This is a genomic window from Chryseobacterium sp. D764, assembly GCF_019317325.1.
Taxonomy (GTDB): domain Bacteria; phylum Bacteroidota; class Bacteroidia; order Flavobacteriales; family Weeksellaceae; genus Chryseobacterium.
Window position 1 is genome coordinate 3,270,966 of record NZ_CP079219.1, and the last position, 17,807, is coordinate 3,288,772.

Annotated in this window: 21 protein-coding genes and 1 tRNA gene; 14 read left to right on the forward strand and 8 right to left on the reverse strand. The window is 36.5% G+C overall.

Annotated elements, in window-relative coordinates; translation table 11 throughout:
* Positions 1-40 precede the first annotated feature (40 nt).
* From KYG33_RS14785 to KYG33_RS14815, 7 genes are all read left to right on the forward strand, one after another.
* Complete coding sequence (locus tag KYG33_RS14785; protein ID WP_077413245.1) at positions 41-700, forward strand: hypothetical protein; 660 nt, start codon at positions 41-43, stop codon at positions 698-700.
* A 141-nt stretch (positions 701-841) separates the two neighbouring features.
* On the forward strand, positions 842-2,155 hold the full coding sequence (locus KYG33_RS14790) for a 2TM domain-containing protein (RefSeq protein ID WP_077413246.1): 1,314 nt from the start codon (positions 842-844) through the stop codon (positions 2,153-2,155).
* 4 nt (positions 2,156-2,159) lie between these two features.
* A complete protein-coding gene (locus tag KYG33_RS14795; protein ID WP_077413247.1) occupies positions 2,160-2,465 on the forward strand; it encodes a 2TM domain-containing protein in 306 nt (101 codons plus the stop codon).
* A gap of 51 nt (positions 2,466-2,516) precedes the next feature.
* A complete protein-coding gene (locus KYG33_RS14800; protein ID WP_077413248.1) occupies positions 2,517-3,086 on the forward strand; it encodes a methyltransferase family protein in 570 nt (189 codons plus the stop codon).
* 125 nt (positions 3,087-3,211) lie between these two features.
* On the forward strand, positions 3,212-3,508 hold the full coding sequence (locus tag KYG33_RS14805; RefSeq protein ID WP_047380084.1) for a 2TM domain-containing protein: 297 nt from the start codon (positions 3,212-3,214) through the stop codon (positions 3,506-3,508).
* Between the two features lie 30 nt (positions 3,509-3,538).
* Entirely contained in the window at positions 3,539-3,814 is a 276-nt protein-coding gene (locus KYG33_RS14810; RefSeq protein WP_077413249.1) for a 2TM domain-containing protein, read from the forward strand.
* A 60-nt stretch (positions 3,815-3,874) separates the two neighbouring features.
* The gene (locus KYG33_RS14815) at positions 3,875-4,618 is read left to right on the forward strand and encodes a LytR/AlgR family response regulator transcription factor (protein WP_077413250.1); all 744 of its coding nucleotides are present in this window, start codon (positions 3,875-3,877) and stop codon (positions 4,616-4,618) included.
* Positions 4,619-4,726: 108 nt separating this feature from the next.
* Here KYG33_RS14815 and KYG33_RS14820 read toward each other — a convergent pair whose 3' ends face one another.
* The 3 genes from KYG33_RS14820 to KYG33_RS14830 all read right to left on the reverse strand — a co-directional run bounded on the left by KYG33_RS14820 (position 4,727) and on the right by KYG33_RS14830 (position 7,303).
* Positions 4,727-5,953: a DUF6051 family protein gene (locus tag KYG33_RS14820; RefSeq protein WP_219071997.1), complete on the reverse strand. Its 1,227-nt coding sequence runs from the start codon at positions 5,951-5,953 to the stop codon at positions 4,727-4,729.
* A 164-nt stretch (positions 5,954-6,117) separates the two neighbouring features.
* Positions 6,118-6,315 (reverse strand): hypothetical protein, encoded by a 198-nt coding sequence (locus KYG33_RS14825; protein ID WP_077413252.1) that lies wholly within the window; start codon positions 6,313-6,315, stop codon positions 6,118-6,120.
* 91 nt (positions 6,316-6,406) lie between these two features.
* On the reverse strand, positions 6,407-7,303 hold the full coding sequence (locus KYG33_RS14830) for a hypothetical protein (protein ID WP_077413253.1): 897 nt from the start codon (positions 7,301-7,303) through the stop codon (positions 6,407-6,409).
* Between the two features lie 138 nt (positions 7,304-7,441).
* Between KYG33_RS14830 and KYG33_RS14835 the strand changes: the two genes are divergently transcribed.
* Both KYG33_RS14835 and KYG33_RS14840 read left to right on the forward strand, forming a co-directional pair.
* Positions 7,442-8,179, forward strand: a complete 738-nt coding sequence (locus tag KYG33_RS14835) for a glycine-rich domain-containing protein (protein ID WP_219071998.1) — start codon at positions 7,442-7,444, stop codon at positions 8,177-8,179.
* A gap of 12 nt (positions 8,180-8,191) precedes the next feature.
* Entirely contained in the window at positions 8,192-8,542 is a 351-nt protein-coding gene (locus tag KYG33_RS14840) for a hypothetical protein (protein WP_180564885.1), read from the forward strand.
* Between the two features lie 70 nt (positions 8,543-8,612).
* Here KYG33_RS14840 and KYG33_RS14845 read toward each other — a convergent pair whose 3' ends face one another.
* Both KYG33_RS14845 and mnmA read right to left on the reverse strand, forming a co-directional pair.
* On the reverse strand, positions 8,613-8,813 hold the full coding sequence (locus KYG33_RS14845) for a hypothetical protein (RefSeq protein WP_077413256.1): 201 nt from the start codon (positions 8,811-8,813) through the stop codon (positions 8,613-8,615).
* A 121-nt stretch (positions 8,814-8,934) separates the two neighbouring features.
* Entirely contained in the window at positions 8,935-10,122 is a 1,188-nt protein-coding gene (mnmA, locus tag KYG33_RS14850) for a tRNA 2-thiouridine(34) synthase MnmA (protein WP_180564886.1), read from the reverse strand.
* Positions 10,123-10,313: 191 nt separating this feature from the next.
* Between mnmA and KYG33_RS14855 the strand changes: the two genes are divergently transcribed.
* The gene (locus KYG33_RS14855; protein WP_180564887.1) at positions 10,314-10,841 is read left to right on the forward strand and encodes a hypothetical protein; all 528 of its coding nucleotides are present in this window, start codon (positions 10,314-10,316) and stop codon (positions 10,839-10,841) included.
* Positions 10,842-11,054: 213 nt separating this feature from the next.
* On the opposite strand, the gene KYG33_RS14860 is transcribed toward KYG33_RS14855, so the two are convergent.
* Positions 11,055-13,592 carry an ATP-dependent Clp protease ATP-binding subunit gene (locus KYG33_RS14860; protein ID WP_077413662.1) on the reverse strand — a complete coding sequence of 846 codons (2,538 nt, stop codon included), beginning with the start codon at positions 13,590-13,592 and terminating at the stop codon, positions 11,055-11,057.
* 151 nt (positions 13,593-13,743) lie between these two features.
* On the opposite strand from KYG33_RS14860, the gene KYG33_RS14865 reads away from it, so the two are divergent.
* The 4 genes from KYG33_RS14865 to KYG33_RS14880 are packed head-to-tail and all read left to right on the forward strand — an operon-like array spanning position 13,744 to position 16,503.
* Entirely contained in the window at positions 13,744-13,968 is a 225-nt protein-coding gene (locus tag KYG33_RS14865) for a hypothetical protein (protein ID WP_047375919.1), read from the forward strand.
* Positions 13,968-15,062, forward strand: a complete 1,095-nt coding sequence (locus KYG33_RS14870; protein WP_077413260.1) for a glycosyltransferase — start codon at positions 13,968-13,970, stop codon at positions 15,060-15,062. Before KYG33_RS14865 ends, KYG33_RS14870 begins: the two co-directional genes overlap by 1 nt.
* A gap of 47 nt (positions 15,063-15,109) precedes the next feature.
* Positions 15,110-15,529 carry a SufE family protein gene (locus KYG33_RS14875; protein WP_047375924.1) on the forward strand — a complete coding sequence of 140 codons (420 nt, stop codon included), beginning with the start codon at positions 15,110-15,112 and terminating at the stop codon, positions 15,527-15,529.
* 50 nt (positions 15,530-15,579) lie between these two features.
* A complete protein-coding gene (locus KYG33_RS14880) occupies positions 15,580-16,503 on the forward strand; it encodes a glycosyltransferase family 9 protein (RefSeq protein ID WP_077413663.1) in 924 nt (307 codons plus the stop codon).
* Here the strand turns inward: KYG33_RS14880 and KYG33_RS14885 are convergent.
* Complete coding sequence (locus KYG33_RS14885) at positions 16,493-17,614, reverse strand: glycosyltransferase (RefSeq protein WP_180564889.1); 1,122 nt, start codon at positions 17,612-17,614, stop codon at positions 16,493-16,495. The two genes, KYG33_RS14880 and KYG33_RS14885, sit on opposite strands and share 11 nt — an antisense overlap.
* A gap of 117 nt (positions 17,615-17,731) precedes the next feature.
* Positions 17,732-17,806: transfer RNA gene (locus tag KYG33_RS14890), tRNA-Val, on the reverse strand.
* Position 17,807 lies beyond the last annotated feature (1 nt).

The following is a 17,807-nucleotide window of genomic DNA, read 5'->3' on the forward strand; positions in this document are numbered from 1 at the left end:
TTAGGGCAAACAAATAGACTAACTTTTAAAATTTGATATCATGAAAAAATACCTTTTAAGCTTTGCTTTAGCTTTTGTGAGCTTAACAGCTTTTGCACAGGCAGATTACGACAAAATAATGACTGAAAAAATCGGAAGAATTGAAGTCTGTAAAACATCGGAAGATTTCCAGACTCTGGCCAATGATTTCCAGAGGATAGGAAGTAAAGAAAGCACAAAATGGCTTCCGGCGTACTATTCGGCATTTTCTTATATCCAGAAAGGAAGAACCTTGATGAGAGACGGAAAAATGCAGGAACTGGATGCTATTGCAGATCAGGCCGAGAAACAACTGTCAATGGCACAGAATCTTGCCGGAGCAGATAATGCAGAAATTCACTTGCTGAGAAAAATGTCCTACTCACTGAGAATGATGGTAAATCCGGCACAGCGTTATATGACAGACGGAGCCAGAGCTGCTGAAGAACTTAATATTGCAGAAAAATTAGAGCCTGCAAATCCAAGAATTGCTCTTATCAAAGCAGAAGACGTTTATTTTACTCCTGAGCAGTACGGAGGAAGCAAAACCAAAGGACTGGAAATGTTCAAAGATGCACAGGCAAAATTTAAGACCTACAAACCTAAAACGGCATTAGATCCTAACTGGGGAAGAGGTGAAGCTGATTATTTTCTAAGCCTTCCGGCAGAAAAAGCGAAATAATACATTCTTTGCTTTACTTATAAATTAACCTTCATTCGTGAAGGTTTTTTTATACCGTTCAGGGAAGAAAATCAGCCCTTCGGTAAGAATTAATTTTTGATACCTTTAATAAAAACTAATTTTGAGTCAAGAAAACAGATCATGAAACGGAAATACTTTACCATATTACTTTGGACGTCATTAGGAACCACATTATTTTTCTTTTTGTTTTTTAATGATGAAAAGACTTTGAATTCTTTTCTGATCACGCTGCTTCTTTCAACCATGTATTCCTTTGTACTGGGGTTTGGAAACGGATTTATCAATGAATTTCTCAACAGAAAATTCCCATGGTCGGAAGCTACCCGAACGAGAGCGGTTTTAAGTATTGTTTCCATTATCATCGGGAACTTTATTCTGGTCTATTTCTGTAATTATATGAACTATGTGGTGATTCAGAAAACGGCTACCATACAAGAGTTTTTTTCTTCAAAGTATGGGGTAACGAATTGGTTTATGATCAATATTGCTCTTTTGATCTCTGCCTTTCTTCATGCTAAAAGCTTTATGGAAGAGCTGAAAAAGACTTCCAGAAAAGAAGTAGTAGAGCAGAAGCTAATCGCGAAATCAGCAAACGCTCAGTTTGAAAGTTTAAAAAATCAGCTGGATCCTCATTTCCTTTTCAATTCTCTGAATGTTTTAAGCTCACTGATTGATGAGAATCCGCGCCAAGCTCAGAAGTTTACCGCTTCAATGTCAAAGATTTACCGTTATGTACTTGAACAGAAAGATAAAGAGCTTGTAACGGTGGAAGATGAAATAGAATTTGCCAGAACATATTGTGACCTTTTGAAAACAAGATTTGAAGACAGTGTAGATTTTACTTTTGAAGTTGCCCGGGAAGATTACCAGAAATATGTTGTTCCGCTGTCTTTACAGCTGCTGCTGGAAAACTGTATCAAACATAATTTCGCTACGTCATCAAAACCTTTGATGATAAGAATTTTTTCAGCGGGAAATATACTTTGTATTGAAAATAACTTACAGGTAAGAGAGCAGATCAAAGAAAGTTCGGGAATTGGTCTTGCCAATATTGTACAGCGTTATTCTCTGCTTACCGATCGAAATGTATTCATAGAAAAGTCAGAGGATCATTTTAAAGTAAAACTTCCGATGCTTTTGAATAAACCGCAAGTTTCCAGTGCAAAACCTGAAGATGATTCTGCTGCGTACAAGCGTGCACAGAAGAGAGTAAAAGAAATGAAAAGCTTTTATATGAATCTTATTTCTTACTGCACTGTATGTTCCTTTTTAATCTTTATCAATCTTTACACCAGCAGCAGAAATCAGTGGTTTTGGTTTCCGGTACTGGGGTGGGGAATTGGGGTTGCTTCCCATGCCTTTCAGGTGTTTGGAGTAGGAGAATCATGGCAGGAAAAGAAGATTCGTGAAATTATGAACAAACAAAAAAAATAAAACGATGGAAAGATTTGACGAAAATGATATTGAATACCAACGTGCCAGAAGAGAGGTAGAACGGTTACGTGGATTTTACGGACATTTATTCGCTTATATCGCAGTGAATGCTATGATCGTTGTATACAACTGTATGAACCTGAAACCCGGTGAAAGTTATTTTCAGTTTAAAAACTTTTTTACAGCCACTTTCTGGGGAATAGGAGTTGCAGCACACGCTGTTACGGTTTTTTTACCCCGTATTAATTTTATCAGGAAATGGGAAGACCATAAGATTAAAGAACTGATGGATAAGCAGAAAAATCATTAAAGGAATTTCCTTTTTTATTCAAACACTTTTAATTTTAAAAACTCATTAAAGATGAACACTTTGTCAACGCTATTCTACATTTCAATGGCCGCCTGGTTTCTTACAGAATTTCTTTACAAAAACATGTTGAAATCCGGTAAAGAAGATCAAAAGAACAAAGATAAATCAACATTGAATATTCTATGGCTTGCCATTCCTTTTTCTATAATGAGTTCGATATTCATATCTTATAACACTCATTTTACGATTGCTGCAGGAATTTGGATTCTTTATCTGGGAGAACTCCTCATTCTTACCGGAATTATTTTCAGATATATGATCATCAGATCCCTGGGAAAATATTTTACCGTAGATGTTACCATCAGACAGGATCATAAAATCAAAAAAGAAGGGTTTTATAAATATCTGAGACATCCTTCTTATGCCTTTTCCCTGCTAACCTCTCTTGGTCTTGGTTTGTATTTGAATAACTGGCTGTCTTTAGTCTTTGCTTTTGTACCTCCGTTTTTAGCCTTCGCCTACAGGATTAAGATCGAAGAACAGGCTTTGGTAGAGCAGTTCGGTGATGAATATATTGAATACAGAAAAAGTACAAAGAAGCTGATCCCGTTTATCTATTAATTACCCGTTTTTACGATTCGGATAGCATAATCTACCATTCGGTAATATAAAATTGATTTGACCCCTTTTCCTGAACTACCTTTGATTCAAGAAAAAAACAAATTAACCTTTTAAAACAAAACATTATGGAAATTTTACCAAATAAAGAGACCATTGCTTACAGAAAAGCATCCAGAAGAGTGAAAGAATTAAAAGAATTTTATGGAAATCTTACTTCTTATTGTATTGTTATTCCATTTCTGGCAATACTGAATCTTATGACCGCTCCCGGATACCTGTGGTTTTTATGGCCGGCGCTGGGCTGGGGAATAGGAATTGCGTTTCATGCAATAAATGTATTCGGAATTGGAAAAAGCTGGGAAGAAAGAAAGATAAAAGAACTGATGGAGAAAGAGGAAAAAGGAAAAATAAAAACATTCTAACAATAATCATAACTAAAAACTTACACGATCATGAATTACGAAACTGCAAGCACAAGAACGAACAACATCAGAAAATTCTATAAAAGCATTTTTATATTTGCAATCTTTGCTGCTCTTATCATTCCGGATGATATTTTTGGCGAAAAGATTATTAATTTTCGATTGTTTGACCGATATACTATCCTTGGGATCTGGGGATTTATTATTCTCATTAAAGCCGTAAAACTGTTTCTTTTTGATTCTGAATGGGAAAGAAATATGATTGAAAAAGAGCTTGAGAAGGAGAAAAAGCCAATAAAATATTAAAATATGCCCGCTTTTATCTAACTTTATTTCCTAAAATCTAAAAACCAAAATTAAAGCTCAATGATCAAAACTGTCATTATAGAAGATGAAAAACCTGCTTCAAGGAAATTAGAACGTATGCTGAGTAATTTTCCTGAAATAGAGATCGTTGCGAAAATAGAATCAGTAGAAGAAGGAGTTGTCTGGTTTTCTGAAAACGAACATCCGCAGCTGATCTTTTCTGATATTGTTTTAGGTGACGGACTGTCCTTTGATATCTTTGAAAAAATTCCAACGAAAGGATTCATCATCTATACCACGGCTTTTGATCAGTATACACTGAAAGCTTTTAAGCTGAACAGTATTGATTATCTTTTAAAACCTATTCTTGATGAAGATCTGGAAGGCGCAGTAGAGAAGTTTAAATCCTTTATTCCTGCCAATGATACGAATGGTTCTCAGGATATCAAACAGCTGATCAGAAAAGAGAAATCTACACTGTCCAGAGTTCTGGTAAAAATCGGGTATAACCTTAAAATTATCCAGACTCAGGAAATAAGCTGTTTTTTCAGTGAGAATAAAATCGTTTATCTTCAGACAGAAGACCGTATCTATCCATCAGATTTTACACTTGATGAGCTGGAAGATGTTCTGGATGAGAAAAAATTTTTCAGAGTAAACAGACAGTTTATTGTAAGCTCAGATTATATTAAAAATATCCATACATCACCTTATTATAAAGTGGATATGGAGTTTCAGCCTGAAGAAGAAATTACAGTAAGCAGAGACCGCGTCAAAGACTTCAAAGATTGGCTGGTCAGTTGATAAAAAAGGAAGAAATTTCCTCATCATACAAAAACAAACACCATGGATCTTATATTATTGATTTTTAAACTGTTCCTTTCCCTCTTTTATGCCTGAAAACAGGAATTGTCAGGAGTTATAAAAGTTACTGGCAGATTGTACAAACTGGTGAAAGGCTTCTGTGACTTCTTTCTTATGCTTATGAGCAAGAGGAAACGGAACCATATGGGAATACTCATACGGGAAATCTTTGATTTCTACTTCTACATTAATGTTCCTGTAGCCTCCACGTAAAGTATTCAACGCTTCTATTGGAGGGGCAACACTATCTTTTTCCAGGACATACGCTTTTATCTGGGACTGAATTTCATGAATTCTTTCTTCTCTTTCCCTTTGAAAATAATTGTAGCGAAGCATTTTTTTGAACCAGCTTTCCTGCGGATGAAGTTCTTCATTCTGATAATGTTTCAAACGGGTATCTGATTTAAAATCAGAACTCAGCAGCTCTGTGAAGACAGACTGCATTTTAATAGTAGCCTGAGTATCCATGATGTATTTGGATATCGGAAACATCCTGTCAATAGTCATTCCTCCACAAAAACAGAAAACTTTAGACCGGGTAAAGTAATGGTTCGGATCTGCCATTTTAATGATCATTGAAAGAAAAGATCCAATAGAATATCCAAATAAATCCAGATCTGCTTCTGGGGAAATCCCTTTTATTTTATTGTTTTTAATCTCTTTTACTACTTCAGTAATATCAGAATAAGTCTGCAGGCCGGACCAGAATATTCTTTGAGGATGTGCTTCCAGCCTTGAGCTTATCGCAGCATTCACATAGGAGAAATTCATATTTTCCGGATATTTTTTCCTCCTGAAACGAATCACTTCCATCATGTGATGACGGTCACTCCAGATAGGTTCTGCACGATCCATATGAAAAGCAATAGGAAACAGAATAACGGCTTTCTGTGTTCTCTGGGCCAGTTCATATGCCCATGGCAGATATTTGTCCCATTTTTTTTCATTCAGGCCATGGAAGAAAAAAATACACCCTTTGACGGTTTCTATATCCGCTCTCTTCAGTATATAATATGTAAACCTTTTATTGCATTCAATATCGAAATCCTTGATGTCCACTGCAGGCTGACCATAAAAAAGATACCCTTTTTCACTGATTTCCAGTAATTGCTGGTGGGTGATGCAATGTTGATGTTCCGAACCATAAAGCAGATCAGAAACCTTCGATTCAAAAGGAACAGCCTCAATAGTTACATTTAATTCCTTTATTTCAACCCTGTCTTTTCCGGAATCAAAATGACTTTTCAAAACTTCATACAATTCATAATATTCCATAGTACGACAATTGAAGGGATTCATATTTAGAACTATCAATTTAGAGAATTATTGCTATAATATGTTGATTTTTAAGAGTTAAATGTATTCTAGGCATAGGAGAAAAAATAAACCCCGGAACAGTCTTATTCCGGGGCAGTAGATATATAAATTGATAAGGATGTTTACTCTTTTGCTTCCGCTTTTTTTCCGTTTTCCTGGATGGTAGCAGCTGTAAAGATGATCATGACAATGCACAAGATAAGATCTGCTTTTTCAGGGTGAAAGATTTCCTGGTAGATATTGTAGCCTACAAGTATTGAGACAAAAAAGATAAGAGCATTGTTAGCGGATGCATATTGGTTTTTAATTGTTGTTTTCATAATGATGTTTTTTATTGTTATTTATCCAGTAAGTATGACAATTCAAAATACGTTACAACAATTTTCAAAATAATAATCAATAATTACATAACTATCTGTAATCAATCCTGTTAGATTCAGTGTCTTCAAGCTGTTTAAGGATGGATTCCGGAATTTCATCGCTGTCAATGGGAAAGCTGATAGAGTCGGAAATAAAGTTTTTTCTGTCTGCTTTTCTGAAGATTTCAAACAAGGCTATCGGCTCCTGATTGAAACTGATACAGGTACTTATAAAGTGGATTTCGTGGAGTTTATAGTCAGGATTCTTAAGTTTTTCTTTAATATCTTTAATTCTTGAAATAAAATGCCGCTGGCGGATAAAAGTGTTGCTGTTCATAATGATAAAAACATAGTCGGAATAAGCTGTTACCTTACCAAAATACTTATGCTGGTCACCACCGCTTCTTTCAATAAAATATTCTCCGGTTGTCTCCGATTTATAAATTTCCATCGCAGAGCGCCATATACGGTCTTCTTTTGCCATTAAAGGATTGTCAGGAAGATTTCTGTTATAAGAGTACCAGCAGCCTACCAGGCGGTCCAGAAGAGCGGTATTCAGATTTACATTATTCATCTCAATCCTGAGATCATTAAAGTTGAAAGACTCTGTAGTGGAATTGATGAAGTCTATATAATTGGAGTAACCCAGAACTTTGACAATTAGACTCAGTTTTGCAAGGTTCGGTCTGCTCAGAACAGCATTTTCATTTTGCCTGAATTTTTTCAGTTTATTGATAATCAGGTGTTCATACAGGTAATTAGTCCCCAGAAGATCTGGTTCTTTTTTAATTTCTTTCTCTGAATGATCATTGATAATGAGCTCATTCAGTTCTGCGCTGATGTAGGACCATTCGGTTTTGGTAACGTCTTCCCAATGGTTTTTCTTTAAAAAATGGCGGCTTAAGAAATTCATCAGTTTTTCAAGATGCAGTATATCTTCCTTTTTCATCTGTTTATTTTTTATGGTCAGATTCGTTTTAGTTTTATAAGACTAATTTAAGATTTTTATCAAGCCAAAAAAGACTTTTGAGAGATTTTTATATTTTAAAATCCATTGATATTTGAATAGAAAACAAAATTTAAAACAATGGAAACAAGAATGTTATTAAAAGATGAATCCCTCTGGAACCGGATACAGGGATTTTCGCTGGATGCTCCCGGCGTTGCTTTCCCTTTTTCAAAAAAACTGGCAAAAGAAGAAAGCTGGAGCCTTGATTTTGCAAAAAAAGCGATAGAAGAATATAAAAAGTTTGTCTATCTCTGCTGTATTCTTCCCAACGGGGCCTCTCCCAGCGAAATAGTGGATAAAGTATGGCATCTGCATCTGATCTACACCCAGAATTATTGGGAAGAATTCTGTCCGAATATTTTAAAAAGACCGCTTCACCATCATCCTTCTAAAGGAGGAAACACAGAAAGAGTGAAGCATGAGAATTGGTTTGAAGATACGATGTCCGGCTACAGGAACATATTTCAGCAGGAAGCACCCGAAGAAATATGGAAAGGGAAAAAGAAAGAATCTAAAGTAAGACGCTGGATGAAAAAGATGGCCTTTTTTTCTCCAATTTTTATTTTATTGCTGCTGTTTTCCTGTACAGAAGGAGGAGGATTCACCGGATTGTTGGTCACGGCAGTGATTTTTGCCATTATTTTTATTTTGGGAACAATAACCTCAATCATAGGAGATGGTGAAATTTCCGATCCTAATAGAAAGGATAAGCAAAGCAATGATGGAGGAGGAGGTGGAAGCTGCGGAGGATCGAGCTGCAGCGGAGGAGGTGGTTGTGGCGGAGGCTGTGGTGGTTGTGGGGGATGTGGAGGATAAAAAATAATCAATATGAAAAAACTAACCATTCACTCAGTTCCTGTTGGAGTAAGCTTTATGTGGTTTATGACAGCATGTCAGACATTGAATCCCATTATTCTTAAAGGGCCGGATTTTCTGAAGTTTTATCTCATTCTGGTTCTCGGATTCTATGCTTCAGTTTTTATTTTAAACTCCTTGAGAGAAACCATTTCGGAGACTACATTTTATTTTACAGGCTTCATTTTTTTACTGGGAATTATAAAACTGGTAAGAGGAATCATGCTGGGAAAACCCGTTGGATTTCTCGTTATGATTTTAATCCTGGAATGTATTGTGGCAGTGTTTCTTATCATGAGCCACGTCAACAAGAAAACAAAGTAATTGTTTCATAAAAACAAACCCGAAACAGAACTGTTCCGGGCTTTATAATAAGGTATAGAGATCAAATCTCTTACTTTTTTTCTTTTATGGGCTGGTAGCCATATTTTCTAACCATAATGGAAGTGATCACCACTAAAATAAGGCTGATTCCGATATTTGAATTCTCAGGATGTACAATTGCCTGATAAAGATTGTAACCGAAAACCGCAGATACAACTGAGATCAGGATATTGTTTACATAAGCATACTGGTTTTTTGTAGTTGTTTTCATAGTAATTTTTTATTGTTATTTACTCAGTAAGTAAGACAACTTAAAAAACGTTACAGAAAACTTTAAAATTATTTCTTCAAAAAACAAACTTATATATTCTCAACCCTGAACTCATCATCCTTTACGCAATCACACCGCTTCCGATAAGTTCATCATCAATATACCATGCAGCAAACTGTCCTTCCGCAATGGCAGACTGAAGTTCATCAAACTCAATATATAATGCATTTTCAAACTGATACAGAATTGCTTTCTGCAAAGCCTGTCTGTATCGGAATCTGGCCATTACTTCCATAGATTCTCCACTCTGAAGTTTCATATCCTCACGTACCCAGTGCAGTTCAGAATTATCTATTTTCAATGCTTTTTTGTGAAGACCAGGGAAATGGCTTCCTTCTCCCACGAAAATGATATTGTTTTCCATCTCTCTGGAGATAATAAAACAGCTTTCCTTGTGCCCGCCTATTCCAAGGCCCCGGCTTTGTCCGATGGTGAAAAACTGGGCTCCCTGATGTTTCCCGATTACTTTTCCGTCAGACTTTTTATAGTTGATTTTTCTGGATAAAAACTCAAGTTCTTCTTCTTTAGAAGCGAATTCTGGTTTTTCTTCCGAAAATAAAGGTGAATCTTTGAAAATTTCTACAATTTCCCCTTCATTGGGCTTCAATTGTTGCTGTAAAAACTGTGGAAGGCTCACCTTCCCGATAAAACATAATCCCTGAGAATCCTTTTTATCTGCTGTTACCAACCCGATCTCCTTTGCGATTTCTCTTACCTGAGGTTTTGTAAGTTCTCCGATAGGGAACAACGCTTTTGAAAGTTGATCCTGGCTTAGCTGGCAAAGGAAATAAGACTGATCTTTATTGTTGTCTTTTCCGGCAAGAAGGTGGAAAATTTCTTTTCCGTTTTCGTCAAAAGTAGAGTTTACTCTTGCATAATGTCCGGTTGCCACCTTATCTGCCCCCAATGACATTGCGGTCTTCATGAAAACATCGAATTTTACTTCTCTGTTACATAATACATCCGGGTTGGGAGTTCTTCCTTTTTCATATTCTGCAAACATATAATCAACGATACGTTCCTTGTAAAGTTCACTCATGTCTATCACCTGAAAAGGAATTCCAAGCTTTTGTGCCACCATAAGGGCATCATTACTGTCCTCAATCCAGGGACATTCATCTTCCAGAGTTACGGAAGCATCGTTCCAGTTTCTCATAAACAAAGCCACCACTTCATGGCCTTGCTGTTGCAGCAAATACGCTGTAACACTAGAATCTACACCTCCGGAGAGGCCTACTACTATTTTCATTGTATTTCAATTTTACGAAACTCTTAACGGGAGTTCTTAGTTTGATGCGGCAAAAATACAACTAAATAAATTCGTAAAAAAACCATAATTTTAAACATTGATAAAAACGATATTAATCGTATTTGCCATTATACCGTACTATAACAAGTGATGGGAGTATACAATATCATCAAAACAAAATATATCTACATATGAAAAAAATTATTATTTCAATGATGCTGATCATCTCGGGGTCAGCGTTTTCCCAGGTTTCAGTAGGAACTCCGGTGCAGGAAAACAGCAAATGGACTTTTGGAGGGGGAATCGGATTAGGATTCGGGAGTAATAGTGCTTTTAATCTGTCTGCTTCACCAAGAGTAGGTTACAGGCTTACGGATGATCTTGAGGCAGGTGTTGTGGGAAGTGTATCCTGGCAGACTTCCAATTCTTATAAATCTACCATGTTTGGGGTAGGGCCATTTGTCAATTACTATTTTGCCAGATCATTTTATGTGGGAGCAAACTATCAGCATTATTTTGTTGACTATAAAGATAAATACTATGATTATAAATACAATACAGAAGAAAATGCATTGTATCTTGGAGGAGGATATATGCAAAGAATCGGGAATAATTCTTTTATGCAGATTGGATTGATGTATAATGTACTCTGGAAGCAGAATTCCAGTGTGTTTTCAAGCGGTCTGATCCCGAATATCGGTTTTGTAGTAGGGCTTTAATGCCTGGTTTATCAATAGGAACGGGCTTTAGCCCGTTTAATCAAAGAACAAAATTCATTCGGCTTCAGCCAAACCTCATAATGTTAAGGCACAAAGATATTTGGAGTTCAATACAATACTCAATATAATTGGTTTTAACGTAAAACTTATAAAACGAAAAGCCCCGGAAAATTTCCCGGGGCTTTTCTATTTGAAATTAAATTATTTATTCAATTATGATTGAGAAGACTTCTCAGCAGCTGATTTTTTCGCTTTCTGCGTTTTTCCAATCAGTCCGTCTTTAGCATCATTAAGGTCAAGAACTACGGTTTCTCCTTCATTCAATTGCTTGTTTACCAACATTTCTGCCAATAAGTCTTCAATATATTTCTGGATTGCTCGTTTCAATGGTCTTGCACCGAAATCTTTATCCCATCCTTTTTCAGAAATGAAGTTTTTAGCATCTTCAGTTAAGTCAACTTTATATCCTAATTTTTCAAGTCTGCCATACAATTTGTTCAATTCAATATCAATAATCTTCTTGATATCATCCTGAACAAGAGAGTTGAAGATCACAATGTCATCAATTCTGTTTAAGAATTCAGGAGCAAATGCTTTCTTAAGAGCACTTTCAATGGTACTTCTCGCTCTTGTATCTGAGCTTGTCTTTTTAGCTGAAGTTCCGAATCCTACACCATCTCCAAAGTCTTTAAGATCTCTGGTTCCGATATTGGAAGTAAGAATGATAATCGTATTTCTGAAGTCGATTTTTCTCCCTAAGCTGTCTGTAACGTGACCTTCATCAAGGATCTGTAACAGAATATTGAATACATCCGGGTGAGCTTTTTCAATCTCATCCAAAAGAACCACAGCATAAGGTTTTCTTCTTACCGCTTCAGTCAGCTGACCACCTTCTTCATATCCTACGTATCCCGGAGGCGCACCCACCAATCTTGAAACTGCGAATTTCTCCATGTATTCACTCATGTCAATTCTGATCAAAGATTCGTCAGATTCAAACAGTTCTCTCGCCATTACTTTAGCCAGCTCGGTTTTACCAACCCCGGTTGTTCCAAGGAAAATAAATGTACCGATAGGACGGTTTGGATCTTTAAGACCAGCTCTGTTTCTTTGAATTGCTTTCACAACTTTTTTCACAGCATCTTCCTGACCGATTACTTTTCCGTTCAGTTTTTCATCCATCTGGGCAAGCTTATCAAGCTCGTTCTTGCCAACTTTCGTTACAGGAACTCCACTCATCATAGAAACCACTTCCGCTACACTTTCCTCACTCACGGTTTCTTTTTTCTCTTTTACATCTTTATCCCATTTTTCCTGAGCAGCATTCAGTTCCATCTGAAGTCTTTCCTCTTCATCTTTAAGCTTTCTTGCCTCAAGATAATCCTGAGCTTTTACAGCTTTCTGCTTCAGTTCTTTGATATCTTCAATTTTCTTTTCAAAATCAATGATCTCTGTAGGAACTTTCATGTTCTTGATGTAAACTCTTGACCCAGCTTCGTCCATTGCATCAATCGCTTTGTCCGGTAAGAAACGGTCTGTAATATATCTTGCTGTCAGATTGACACAGGCATTAATTGCTTCAGGCGTATAAATTACATTGTGGTGTTCTTCATACTTATCCTTAATCTGGTTCAGAATCTGAATGGTTTCATCAATAGAAGTAGGCTCCACCATTACTTTCTGGAATCTTCTTTCTAAAGCACCGTCTTTTTCAATATACTGACGATATTCATCCAGAGTCGTAGCCCCGATGCATTGAATTTCTCCTCTTGCCAAAGCCGGTTTGAACATATTGGAAGCATCTAAACTTCCTGTAGAACTTCCCGCTCCTACAATCGTATGAAGCTCATCAATAAATAAGATGACATCTCTGTTTTTTTCCAGTTCCGTCATGATGGCCTTCATTCTTTCTTCAAACTGACCACGGTATTTAGTTCCGGCAACTAAACTTGCCAGGTCTAAAGTGATCACACGTTTTCCGTAAAGAACTCTTGACACTTTTTTCTGTTGAATTCTTAATGCTAAACCTTCAGCAATGGCAGATTTACCAACTCCCGGCTCTCCAATAAGAAGAGGATTGTTTTTCTTTCTACGGGATAAGATCTGAGAAACTCTCTCAATTTCTTTTTCACGGCCGATTACCGGGTCTAGCTTTCCATCCCTGGCCAAAGAAGTAAGGTCTCTACCAAAGTTATCCAATGTAGGTGTTTTACTTTTTGCAGAACCTAGATTTCCTGTAGGCTTTCTCATTTGCTCAAATTCTTCTCTTTCATCATCGTCATCATAAGCACTCATCTGTGGAGACTGGCCTGAATTTTTAAGCATAGTCTGGTATTCTCTTGAAACTCCCTCATAGTCTATGTCATAAGCTCCCAGGATATTTGAAGTAGGATCCTCATATTTATAAAGAATACCTAAAAGCAGGTGAACGGTATTAATTTCATTGCTTTTATATTGACGGCATTCTAGCTCTGCACGTTTAATGGCATGGTCTGCCATCTTGGTGAAAGAAATATTGGTAACCTCTTCAGAAATAGGATTTAGACTTGCTGTATTTAAAGTTTCAATTTTTCTTCTGATTTGTGTTAAATCCGCATTAAGGTTTTGAAGGATTTCTTTTGCAGAGTTTTCCGTTTTTATAATACCTAAAAGTAGATGTTCTGTATTAAGAAATTCACTTTTCAGCCTTTTAGCTTCGCTTTTGCTTTGTTTGAACACCTGGCTCAAACCTTGTGAAAACTTATAATCCATAATATATCTCATTAGAACAAAGGCAACATTACCTTTTATTCATTATCTAAATTACAAATATTTTACCAAAAATCAATTAATGACTTTATGGCAGAAAAAATTTTATTATCTTATTGAAAATGATTAAGTTTGTTATCCTTAAATTTCCCCCATGAATACTGAAATTACCACCTACATCGGCTATTCTGCATCTCTTTTTATCGTATTGAGTTTCATACTGAAAGATGTAAGAAAAATTAGGGTAGTCAATATGATCGGCTGTATTTGTTTTGTCATTTATGGTATCTTCAATGGAATGCTTTGGCCGGTTATCATTCCAAACGGGCTCATTTGTTTCATTCAGATCTATTATTTAATATTAGACAAGAAAAATTGATGAAGAAAAAAATACTAGTATCTGCCTTTAGCAGTTTGTATACCGATCAGCGAATAGAAAAGGTATGCAAAACCCTTTTTGACAACGGATATCCCATTGAATTGATCGGAAACGATTGGGAAGGAAATGAGACAATGGAACGTCCTTATCCTTTTTCAAGAATAGGACTGACGTCAAAAAGCCTAAAGACAGCTTATTTTGAGTTCAACTGGAAATTATACCATGAGCTTAAGAAAAAAGCAGACAAAGATACTATCCTTCATGCCAATGACATTGATGCGCTTCTGCCAAATTATCTCATTGCCAAAAAACTCAATATTCCATTGGTCTTTGACAGCCATGAAATTTTCACGGAAATGCCATCAGTACAAAACAGGTTTTCACAAAAATTCTGGAGAGTGCTGGAAAGAAAGCTGGTTCCTCATGTGAAATTTATGATGACAGAAAGTGAAAACTATGCTGAGTGGTTTCACGAAAAATATAAGGTAAACCCGGTAGTTGTCAGAAATATCCCGAGAAAAATTCTTTCTGCCCCTGAAATTCCTGAAAACCATCCTAAAATTATTCTGTATCAGGGAGCGATTAATCAATCCAGAGGAATTGAAAAAATGATTGCCGCCATGCATCATATTAAAGATGCTGTTCTGAAAATTGCTGGTGACGGACCGAAGAAAAAAGAATATGAAGAACTTGTCATTCAGGAAAAACTGCAGGACAAAATCTTTTTCCTGGGTAAACTGAAACCGGAAAATCTCAGAGAAATTACAAAAACAGCAGATGTAGGATTTAGTCTTGAAGAGAATAACGGAGTTAGTTATTATTACTCACTTCCCAATAAAGTTTGTGACTATATCCAGTCCAGAGTGCCGCTTGTTATGATTAATTTCCCGGAAATGCAGCGTATAAAAAATCAGTTTAATGTAGGAGAGATCATTACAGATCATCAGCCTGAAACGATTGAAAAAGCAATTAATCTGGTTCTTGAAAGAGGAAGACTGTACTATCAGGGCGAATTGAACAAAGCTGCAGATGTATTTTGCTGGGAGAACGAAGAAACAAAAATTCTTCAGCTTTTTGAAAAAGCATCCCGGTAATAAATTTTACAAAATTGGTTATCTTTGCAAAAGAAATTTGATTAAAAATGACCATTAAAGAAAAACAGCAGGAAATAATAGACGAATTCGCTTTTCTGGACGATTGGGAGCAAAAGTACGAGTACATCATTGATCTTGGAAAAGAACTGAAAGGCCTGCCGGAAGAAAGAAAGACAGAAGAAAATCTGATTAAAGGCTGCCAGAGTAAAGTTTGGATTGATGCCGAATTTAAAGATGGGAAACTTTTCTTTAATGCAGATTCTGACGGTATTTTACCCAAAGGAATCGTTTCTCTTTTAGTAAGTATTTATAGTGGGCATTCCACTCAGGAAATTCTGGATTCTGATTTTGATTTTATTGCAGAAATAGGGTTACAGGAATTTCTTTCGCCATCCAGAGCCAACGGATTGATGGCAATGACCAAACAGATCAAGTTTTATGCAGTTGCTTATCAACTGAAATCATAGCCGTGACAAAAATTTTAGCATATCGTTTTTCCGCATTCGGAGATGTTGCGATGACCGTACCTGTTTTCAGAGAATTTCTGGAGCAGAACCCCGGTGTGGAAATTATTATGGTGTCCAGGAAGAATTTCGAAGCGTTGTTTGCGGGAGTTCCTAATGTAACTTTTAAAGGAATTGATCTTGATGACTATAAAGGTCTCTTTGGATTGAGGAAACTGAGCAATGAACTGATCCGGGAGTTTAATCCTGACTGTATTGCCAATCTTCATGATGTAATCCGGACCAAGGTTTTAGACAGGATATATAGAAGAAAAGGACTTAAAGTTTTCAAAATAGATAAGGGTAAAGAGGAGAAAGAACACCTTACAGATGTCTGGAATCTTGAGAAAGTGCAGCTGAGGAAAACCGTGGAACGTTATGCTGATGTATTCCGTAAAATGGGATTCAAAGTTGAGCTTTCACATCAGCTCAGACCTACTTCGGAGCATCAATCAGGAATTGGTTTTGCCCCTTTTGCCCAACACAAAGGAAAGATGCTTCCTCTGGAAAAATCCTATGAACTGGTCAGAATTCTGGCTCAGAAACATACGGTGTACTTCTTTGGTGGAGGTAAAAAAGAAACCGAAACCCTTGACAAATGGGAAAGTGAGATTCCCAATACCAAAAATCTTTCCGGAAAATTAAACCTTACCGAAGAACTCAATCATATTGCCGGGCTGGAACTGATGATATCCATGGATTCTGCGAATATGCATCTTGCGAGTCTTGTAGGAACAAGATGTGTTTCTATTTGGGGTGCTACTCATCCCTATGCAGGATTTTTAGGATTCGGGCAGAGTGAAGAAGATGTTGTTCAGGTAAAAGATCTCACCTGCAGACCATGTTCTGTTTTTGGAGATAAAGAATGTTACAGAGGAGACTGGGCTTGTCTTGAGGAATTCAATATTCAGAAAGTGATAGATAGGGTTAATTTTTAAAAATAATCTTTACCATCTCTTCGGCTTTAGTATGATCCGAATGTGTTTTTTCTAAGATTTGCTTTCTTTTTTCAGTATCATTATAATCTTTTTCGGCAGAGCTGATAATCTGTTGGCGAATTTCAGCCATATCAGCCCCATACAGGCATAAATCCTTCAAAGCAGGGTTATCTGTAATATTTCCATTAATAATCACAAAACGACTATTGTAAAGGGTGTTGAAAAGCTTCACCTTGGTTCCTGAATTCTGGTAAGAAATCAGAATGTTGGCATGGGCATTTTCCAGGAGATGGTGAAGGTTTTCTGTCGTCAGGATAGGAGTGAGGGTGATATTTTCAACCGCTGACATCCTTTTTTTAATATCTTCATTGGCACGATCGGAGGCAACAATCAGTTTATACTGTGGAAGAGTTTTGAATAAATCAATAGTCTCAATCAGTGCTTTTTTATTATCAGCAGTAGTGAGATCTCCATGGAAAAGAAAATAATTTCCTTTTTTATCCAGTTGCTTTACCGATTGATTGCCATGGAAAATATGGATCAATTGTGCATTTCCCGAATAAATATTCACTTCATTATATTCTTTTTCAGACAGGCAGAATACAGTTTCAAACTTCTTTAAAAGCTTTTCCTGGTATCCTTTATATTTTAAAGATTCAATGCTGTAAACAATCTTTTTGAGGATGTTTTTTTCTGATAATGAAAGTCCTTTATAATACGCTGTTTCGTTGTTGTGGTGGCGAAGATACAGTTTATGACGACTGTTTTTCAGAAACTTGATAATATGCGTTGTCTGCAGGCCTTCAAACAATATTGGAGCTTTGATCTTTTCCAGATTTTTAAGGAGAGCTTCAGAATCTCTTATTGCGGCCGCGAAAGGCGTTTTTGAGAAATAAAGAAGAAAATTCTTTTTCTTTTCATAAAAAAATACGCTTTCTGTGATTCCTCCTATTTCCGGATCAATCTTTACAGGAATTTTGTCTACAAAACAATGAAGGTGAATTTTTATCCCCAGATCAGATAAAGCCTTGATCTTGTAATACACATCAATGATGCCGCCATAAGAAGGAGGGTAGGGATAGTTGAACGATATGATATGGAGTTCCTTCACGTCAAGCAAATTCAAATGCAGGCAAAGGTAAATAAATATAAGGAAAAGTGGTGAGGAAACTCTAAAATAGCTTAGGTATAAAAATAAAAAATCTCCCAATTTCTTGAGAGATTTTTGTGGGCCCTGAGGGATTCGAACCCCCGACCCTCTGGGTGTAAACCAGATGCTCTGAACCAACTGAGCTAAGAGCCCT

Bases quoted from the DNA above. Each gene is read 5' to 3' on its own strand.
- KYG33_RS14785 (WP_077413245.1), top strand. From the start codon at position 41: ATGAAAAAATACCTTTTAAGCTTTGCTTTAGCTTTTGTGAGCTTAACA.
- KYG33_RS14790 (WP_077413246.1), top strand. From the start codon at position 842: ATGAAACGGAAATACTTTACCATATTACTTTGGACGTCATTAGGAACC.
- KYG33_RS14795 (WP_077413247.1), top strand. From the start codon at position 2,160: ATGGAAAGATTTGACGAAAATGATATTGAATACCAACGTGCCAGAAGA.
- KYG33_RS14800 (WP_077413248.1), top strand. From the start codon at position 2,517: ATGAACACTTTGTCAACGCTATTCTACATTTCAATGGCCGCCTGGTTT.
- KYG33_RS14805 (WP_047380084.1), top strand. From the start codon at position 3,212: ATGGAAATTTTACCAAATAAAGAGACCATTGCTTACAGAAAAGCATCC.
- KYG33_RS14810 (WP_077413249.1), top strand. From the start codon at position 3,539: ATGAATTACGAAACTGCAAGCACAAGAACGAACAACATCAGAAAATTC.
- KYG33_RS14815 (WP_077413250.1), top strand. From the start codon at position 3,875: ATGATCAAAACTGTCATTATAGAAGATGAAAAACCTGCTTCAAGGAAA.
- KYG33_RS14820 (WP_219071997.1), bottom strand. From the start codon at position 5,953: ATGGAATATTATGAATTGTATGAAGTTTTGAAAAGTCATTTTGATTCC.
- KYG33_RS14825 (WP_077413252.1), bottom strand. From the start codon at position 6,315: ATGAAAACAACAATTAAAAACCAATATGCATCCGCTAACAATGCTCTT.
- KYG33_RS14830 (WP_077413253.1), bottom strand. From the start codon at position 7,303: ATGAAAAAGGAAGATATACTGCATCTTGAAAAACTGATGAATTTCTTA.
- KYG33_RS14835 (WP_219071998.1), top strand. From the start codon at position 7,442: ATGGAAACAAGAATGTTATTAAAAGATGAATCCCTCTGGAACCGGATA.
- KYG33_RS14840 (WP_180564885.1), top strand. From the start codon at position 8,192: ATGAAAAAACTAACCATTCACTCAGTTCCTGTTGGAGTAAGCTTTATG.
- KYG33_RS14845 (WP_077413256.1), bottom strand. From the start codon at position 8,813: ATGAAAACAACTACAAAAAACCAGTATGCTTATGTAAACAATATCCTG.
- mnmA (WP_180564886.1), bottom strand. From the start codon at position 10,122: ATGAAAATAGTAGTAGGCCTCTCCGGAGGTGTAGATTCTAGTGTTACA.
- KYG33_RS14855 (WP_180564887.1), top strand. From the start codon at position 10,314: ATGAAAAAAATTATTATTTCAATGATGCTGATCATCTCGGGGTCAGCG.
- KYG33_RS14860 (WP_077413662.1), bottom strand. From the start codon at position 13,592: ATGGATTATAAGTTTTCACAAGGTTTGAGCCAGGTGTTCAAACAAAGC.
- KYG33_RS14865 (WP_047375919.1), top strand. From the start codon at position 13,744: ATGAATACTGAAATTACCACCTACATCGGCTATTCTGCATCTCTTTTT.
- KYG33_RS14870 (WP_077413260.1), top strand. From the start codon at position 13,968: ATGAAGAAAAAAATACTAGTATCTGCCTTTAGCAGTTTGTATACCGAT.
- KYG33_RS14875 (WP_047375924.1), top strand. From the start codon at position 15,110: ATGACCATTAAAGAAAAACAGCAGGAAATAATAGACGAATTCGCTTTT.
- KYG33_RS14880 (WP_077413663.1), top strand. From the start codon at position 15,580: ATGACCGTACCTGTTTTCAGAGAATTTCTGGAGCAGAACCCCGGTGTG.